This is a genomic window from Leptolyngbya cf. ectocarpi LEGE 11479 (assembly GCF_015207065.1).
GTDB classification, from domain to species: domain Bacteria; phylum Cyanobacteriota; class Cyanobacteriia; order Phormidesmidales; family Phormidesmidaceae; genus Leptothoe; species Leptothoe ectocarpi.
The window spans coordinates 1-5,498 of sequence record NZ_JADEXP010000416.1; the positions used below are offsets into that span (position 1 = coordinate 1).

The window sequence follows — 5,498 nt, forward strand, 5'->3', positions numbered from 1 at the left end:
GGAAATTAGCCGCCGAGTGAATGCCGAATTGGGCAACGATAAGAGTCTTTCAGAAGCCTGGTCCGCTATCCCACCAAAACTCGCCTTTTATGACTATGTGGGCAACAGTCCAGCCAAGGGCGGCTTGTTTCGAGTCGGGCGCATGGTAGACGGTGATGGTCTACCGACCAACTGGTTAGGACATCCCATTTTCAAAGATCGAGAAGGTCGAGAACTGAGCGTTCGACGCATGCCCAACTTCTTTGAAAACTTCCCCGTTGTTCTATCTGATCGTGATGGTATTGTCCGTGCCGATATTCCCTTCCGACGTTCAGAGGCCCAGTATAACTTTGAACAAACCGGAGTAACGGTGAGCTTCCAGGGTGGGGCTTTAGACGGCCAAACCTTTACCCAGCCACAGGATGTGAAAAAATACGCCCGCAAGGCCCAGCTCGGAGAACCCTTTGAGTTTGACCGCACCGTCTACAACTCCGATGGTGCCTTTAGAACCAGCAATCGAGGTTTCTTTGCCTTTTTCCATACCTGTTTTGCTTTAGTGTGGTTCTTTGGTCACATTTGGCACGGTCTGAGGGCTCTCTTCCAAGATGTTTTCTCAGGTCTCGATCCAGCCCTCAACATCGAACAGGTGGAATGGGGCTATTTCAAGAAAGTTGGTGATCCCACCAGCCGACAGACCACGATTTAAAAGTGCTGTATCCCCATTAAATCGTGAATATATTCATGCAGGATACGCCCCCTGCATGAATTCTTTTTCATTGGCTAGTTTCACTAATTTGTTACCCATACCTCAATAGGAGGTCGTCCATGTCACAAAAATATGTTTCCAGAAAAACGGCTCCGCTTCAGTACACCCTGAGAAATTTAAATTCTGAAGCGGGTCGAGTTGCTCCTGGCTGGGGTACGGCACCACTGATGGCTGCCCTGCTGGTCGCGCTACTAATTTTCATGCTGATCATTTTGCAACTCTATAATGGCACCATTGTGCTAGAGGGTTTTAATTCTAACTAAAGACATTTTCCATGGAGATAACCCATGCCTTACCTATTTTACTTAGCCTATGGTGAAGGCCAGTCTGCAACAACTGCGACTGGCGTGTTCTCAGGACTGATTGTATTTGTGATTAGCTGTGTTATTTTTGGTGTCTTTGCCTATCGAAGCTATCCCATAGACCGACAGTAATTCCTTCGCACTGTCATTATTGCCGGGTATTGTTGCTCATCCCTCCTGAAATCAGGAAATTTAAAGCTAATAGACCCCTGGTACGGATAATGTACCAGGGGCCTGAACAAATAATTGGGCAATTGTTTTATGCCTGATCTTGCTGAACCGTCGGGAAACGCTGGGCAAAATAGTTGCCCAGAAAAGTACTGATAAAAGATAAGGCAACAGGTCCGAGAATAGTCCCTAAGATACCGTGGACGTCGAAACCAGGAACAAATGCGGCAGCCAACCAGAAACAAATACCGTTAACAACAAACGAAAATAGACCAAACGTAATCAACGTCAACGGTAACGATAACAAACCAATGATGGGACGTATTAACGTGTTGACAACGGCAATTGAGACAGCGGCAATGAGAGCCGCCGCAAATGTGTCAAGATCAACACCGGGCACAATCAGGTCTACGACGAGCAAACTCAACGCCGTAACCAATCCGGACAATAAAGATGTAAGTATACTAATTGTTCTATTCCTCAATTCTACATGGCCCATGGTGCCAGCCTATACCTGCAATAGACTCCCCATTTAGACAGATTTTATCTTGCGATTTTTATAGATTTTGAGTAAGAGAGCATTCATAACATGCATGTTATGGCCAATTTTACGGACAATAGCTAATCAACATAATATTTCTGTAGAGAGATGCTGTACTTCGCTATCTACCTTATATTTACAACTACTGACTTAACTACAAAAAATAGACAATGAAACTTCTACGATTTGCCCTCGGCATTTTCTTGCCTCCCGTTGGTGTATTCCTCAGCTACGGTATTAACACCACTCTCATTATCAATATTTTGCTGACATTGCTAGGAATCGTTCCAGGCAGTATTCATGCAGTCTGGGCCATTGCCAAACATTATGAGAAAGCTGGCAGCGAAGCTTATTGACAAAAACTCGCTAGCCAAAGAGCCCTCATAACAGCTTTCACAAGGGCTCTTTGGCTAGCACCACAATAGAGTGGGATAGCGTAGTTATGACTGATGTAAAAATGGCAAAACAAACCACAGGGGCGCTTTTTCCTCGAGGGTCACACGCGCTGTTGCATGCATGCCACCCAAGGGAACCATATTGAGACTACTGGCCGACCATTTATAGCCACTGCTAGTATTTGGATCGGGAGTAAGTTCGATCAGCACTTCAATAGTGGTCGGAGCCGCCGGATCTTCTAACTGTCGAACGCCGTCTAAGGTCATCACTGTTGGCAAGGATACCTCACTCACTTTACCCTCTATGCCACCAGCGGCTTGCTTATTACCCTCCACATCAGGAATGAGAAGCACATCCATACCGCGTTCAATCTGAGCCAACTCCCCTGTGGGAAAATGGGCAACCCCAACCAACTCCCCCGAACCTCCCTCAGCATATGCCAAAATTGCATGACTACTGGTAGTTACAGGAATACGGCCTTCGCAAGCCCAAAAGATTGCGGCCCCTAGCAGACCACCAATGGTGAGCAACGGCAGCCAACTGCGAGGAGAGACGATTTGCATAAGCTGATCAAGCTGCTCTGGCGAAGATAGCCGCTCTAAAGCTTCTTGACGAAAGATACTGCTGTCGCCCATCCTTACTCCATCCTCAACTAAGGTTTTCTAATTCTTAAAATTATCTGTAGGTCACTATCAATGTTCTTATAGCAGAAAGTCCTATGAATGGGAGTAATGCTCAGATGATTTTAATCATTCCCCCATATTTAACCTGAAATCTATAATAATTGGGTTTTCATCTCTTAACAAAACCTCAGAAAAGTCTTCGAAACCGAACACATCATTAGAAGTTCATGAGAAACTAACAAAATGGCTTCCATTTTTGTTTAAGCTCGATATGATAGGATTGGCTTGCGCTAAATCAATTAGGCAAGACTTTCATTGTTTCTACACTGAGGTAACTTCCATGGAAGAGCAAAATAAGAGCGTTTCTGATGAGCAATTGTCTGATGAGCAGCTGCAGGACGTTGCGGGTGGTAACAAAATCCAAGAGCAGCGCCTTGAGCACCTAGATAACCAGACCAAGAGTGTTAAGGATATTCAGGCAGAGCGTCTAGATCAGCTGGACGAGCGTACTAAGTAAAAGTATTCTCATGGACCACACAGGCTTAATTGCTTAAGGTTCCATAGAATAATAGCGAATAATCCTGCTAACGCATTGCAAGTTAGCAGGATTATTCGTATATAAATTTTTAAGTATCCCTTACTCCCCAGGAAACAACGGCCTTTATCAAGCAGTTCCTGGCTGACGAATCCGCTCAACCAGATTAAAGAACAAAAATAGGTTAGGAAATTGATTACGCTCAAACGTTGCCCACAAACGGCTTTGATCTTTTTGATAAATCTCAAGCCGGTGGGTGACTCGCTTGCCGATTTTGCTTCTTTTGATCTCTGCATGGCCAAAGTCCTGCCAGTCAAGCGTTTGATTAGGTAAAGCCAATCCCTTAGCACTGAGATTTAGTCGGTCAAATGAAATCGAGGCTCCATTATCTAGATCGGTGAGGTGCTGCTGTAATTGAGTGGCCAACATGCCCTCCCAGATCGCATCACCAAACTGCTTTGGGTTAGCTATGTCGATGCCAAATTTGCTCGGCTTAGCGCTGTGGGTATGAACCGTATAGTCATAGAAAGTCTGGCCGCCACCGCTCACGATAGAGGTGTAGATTTTACTAATGTCCCTGTAGAGCAGTAGCAAAGACTGGTCGTTACGATTATCGATCAGTCCTTTTTCATAGAGAGAAACAATTGTTTGAGAACTTTTCAGGCGACGCGTACTACGAATCACAAGCCAGAGACTCAGAAAAAAGGCAGGAATTCCAATGAGAAACAGACAAGCGATTAAGGTTACTGGCAATAATAACCCGTGTAAGGTCAACAGAAATCTGGCTCGCTTTTTGTTCCATCCAAATTCGCCGATTACATGACCCAACTCAGCGGCGGGGTAAGTTGTCTTTGGCATAATTTAATGCTCCTTAAGGTTGGGGGAACGATGAGAGATTTTTAAATTTAGCTAGCGGTTAGATTGGTGACGGGTAGCGTATAGCTAAAGCAGGGACCCGGTGAGAAGCTGAAGGCATCTCACCGTTAAAGCAATAACCTTTAGAGATTCACCCTAGACAAATCCAAAGTCGCGATCGAGGCTAACGTTCACGTTATTTTCAACCACACCAACTATGTTGCTGCCCTTCATGATCAACGTATCGGTGCCACCGCCCCCGAGGAAATCTCCCTGAGAAGTATCCAGGGTGTATTCACTCCGATTCCCCAAAACAAATATCTTGTCTTGTTCGTAGGTACTAAAGTCCTCAAGGATGGCATACCCGTAATGGTCGTAGGTATAGACGTTGGAGCCGACATAACTCATCAGGTGGAAATAGTCAGCGCCGCCGCCGCCTGTCAGCCAGTCATGTTCATTGGAAACGGTGCTATGCATACCAATCAAGTTATCGCTACCTTCACCACCGAACAGGCGATCGTTGCCTAAATACCCTCTGAGAGTGTCGTTCCCTCCGTTACCGTAGAGATAATTATTGCTGACATTACCGGTAATCGAGTTATTTAGACTATTACCTCGGCCAGTCGTTACACCCGACACTGAGCGTAGTTTTAGGGCTTCTACGTTATTGCCTAGCTGATAGTTATTCAGCAGTGTTTCTACCGTATCGAAGCCTTGGTTATAGTTTTCGACAACTGAGTCTCCTGCATTATCAACCACATAAGTGTCGTTGCCGATGCCACCGATCATCGAATCAGCGCCGGTGCCGCCGTCTATCCGATCGTCACCACCGTAGCCTCCTATCGTATCGTTGCCAGCGTATCCATAGAGGTAGTTACGTTGGTTATTGCCATGCATCAGGTTACCCAGGCTATTGCCATAGCCATTAATGGCGTTATTGCCCTGTAGCTGCAGGCCTTCTACATTTTGGCTTAGGGTAAATGTGACGTACGATTTTACCGTATCAAATCCTTCACCAGACTTTTCAATAACGGTGTCATTGACGTTATCAACAATATAAGTATCATGACCTTTTCGCCCCGCCATGCGATCTGCGCCTGAACCCCCATTAATAAAGTCATCGTCATGGCCGCCAGTAAGATTATCATTACCGCCGTAGCCATACATATGCCAGTTCTCCCACCAAAGTCCCCAACCAGATTTAGTGGCAGTCTTTACATCGTTGCCATTAGTACCGTAATAAGTTTTAGTCATTGCTCTTGGCTCCTGAAAATGTGTGTCTCAGAAACAGCTTGTTTGCTGTTCTGATAACAGATTATTCAGGTAGGTGTCC

Annotated in this window: 8 protein-coding genes and 1 pseudogene; 5 read left to right on the plus strand and 4 right to left on the minus strand. The window is 45.5% G+C overall.

All coding sequences use genetic code 11. From position 1 onward, the window contains the following. The 3 genes and pseudogenes from IQ260_RS27215 to IQ260_RS27225 form a co-directional block, all read left to right on the plus strand. Window positions 1–685, plus strand: a pseudogene (locus IQ260_RS27215) (photosystem II chlorophyll-binding protein CP47); the annotation flags it as partial. Window positions 686–804: 119 nt separating this feature from the next. Next, the gene (gene psbH, locus IQ260_RS27220; protein WP_193996217.1) at window positions 805–1,008 is read left to right on the plus strand and encodes a photosystem II reaction center phosphoprotein PsbH; all 204 of its coding nucleotides are present in this window, start codon (window positions 805–807) and stop codon (window positions 1,006–1,008) included. A gap of 24 nt (window positions 1,009–1,032) precedes the next feature. Further along, window positions 1,033–1,179, plus strand: a complete 147-nt coding sequence (locus tag IQ260_RS27225; RefSeq protein WP_193996218.1) for a hypothetical protein — start codon at window positions 1,033–1,035, stop codon at window positions 1,177–1,179. 127 nt (window positions 1,180–1,306) lie between these two features. Here the strand turns inward: IQ260_RS27225 and IQ260_RS27230 are convergent, their stop codons facing one another. Then, complete coding sequence (locus IQ260_RS27230; protein ID WP_265579589.1) at window positions 1,307–1,663, minus strand: phage holin family protein; 357 nt, start codon at window positions 1,661–1,663, stop codon at window positions 1,307–1,309. 263 nt (window positions 1,664–1,926) lie between these two features. Between IQ260_RS27230 and IQ260_RS27235 the strand changes: the two genes are divergently transcribed. After that, on the plus strand, window positions 1,927–2,112 hold the full coding sequence (locus IQ260_RS27235) for a YqaE/Pmp3 family membrane protein (protein WP_193996219.1): 186 nt from the start codon (window positions 1,927–1,929) through the stop codon (window positions 2,110–2,112). Window positions 2,113–2,196: 84 nt separating this feature from the next. On the opposite strand, the gene IQ260_RS27240 is transcribed toward IQ260_RS27235, so the two are convergent. Further along, window positions 2,197–2,787, minus strand: a complete 591-nt coding sequence (locus IQ260_RS27240) for a hypothetical protein (RefSeq protein ID WP_193996220.1) — start codon at window positions 2,785–2,787, stop codon at window positions 2,197–2,199. Window positions 2,788–3,115: 328 nt separating this feature from the next. On the opposite strand from IQ260_RS27240, the gene IQ260_RS27245 reads away from it, so the two are divergent. Next, on the plus strand, window positions 3,116–3,292 hold the full coding sequence (locus IQ260_RS27245) for a hypothetical protein (RefSeq protein ID WP_193996221.1): 177 nt from the start codon (window positions 3,116–3,118) through the stop codon (window positions 3,290–3,292). A 147-nt stretch (window positions 3,293–3,439) separates the two neighbouring features. On the opposite strand, the gene IQ260_RS27250 is transcribed toward IQ260_RS27245, so the two are convergent. Both IQ260_RS27250 and IQ260_RS27255 read right to left on the minus strand, forming a co-directional pair. Beyond that, a complete protein-coding gene (locus tag IQ260_RS27250) occupies window positions 3,440–4,168 on the minus strand; it encodes a DUF6585 family protein (RefSeq protein ID WP_193996222.1) in 729 nt (242 codons plus the stop codon). Between the two features lie 153 nt (window positions 4,169–4,321). After that, a complete protein-coding gene (locus IQ260_RS27255; RefSeq protein WP_193996223.1) occupies window positions 4,322–5,419 on the minus strand; it encodes a calcium-binding protein in 1,098 nt (365 codons plus the stop codon). Window positions 5,420–5,498 lie beyond the last annotated feature (79 nt).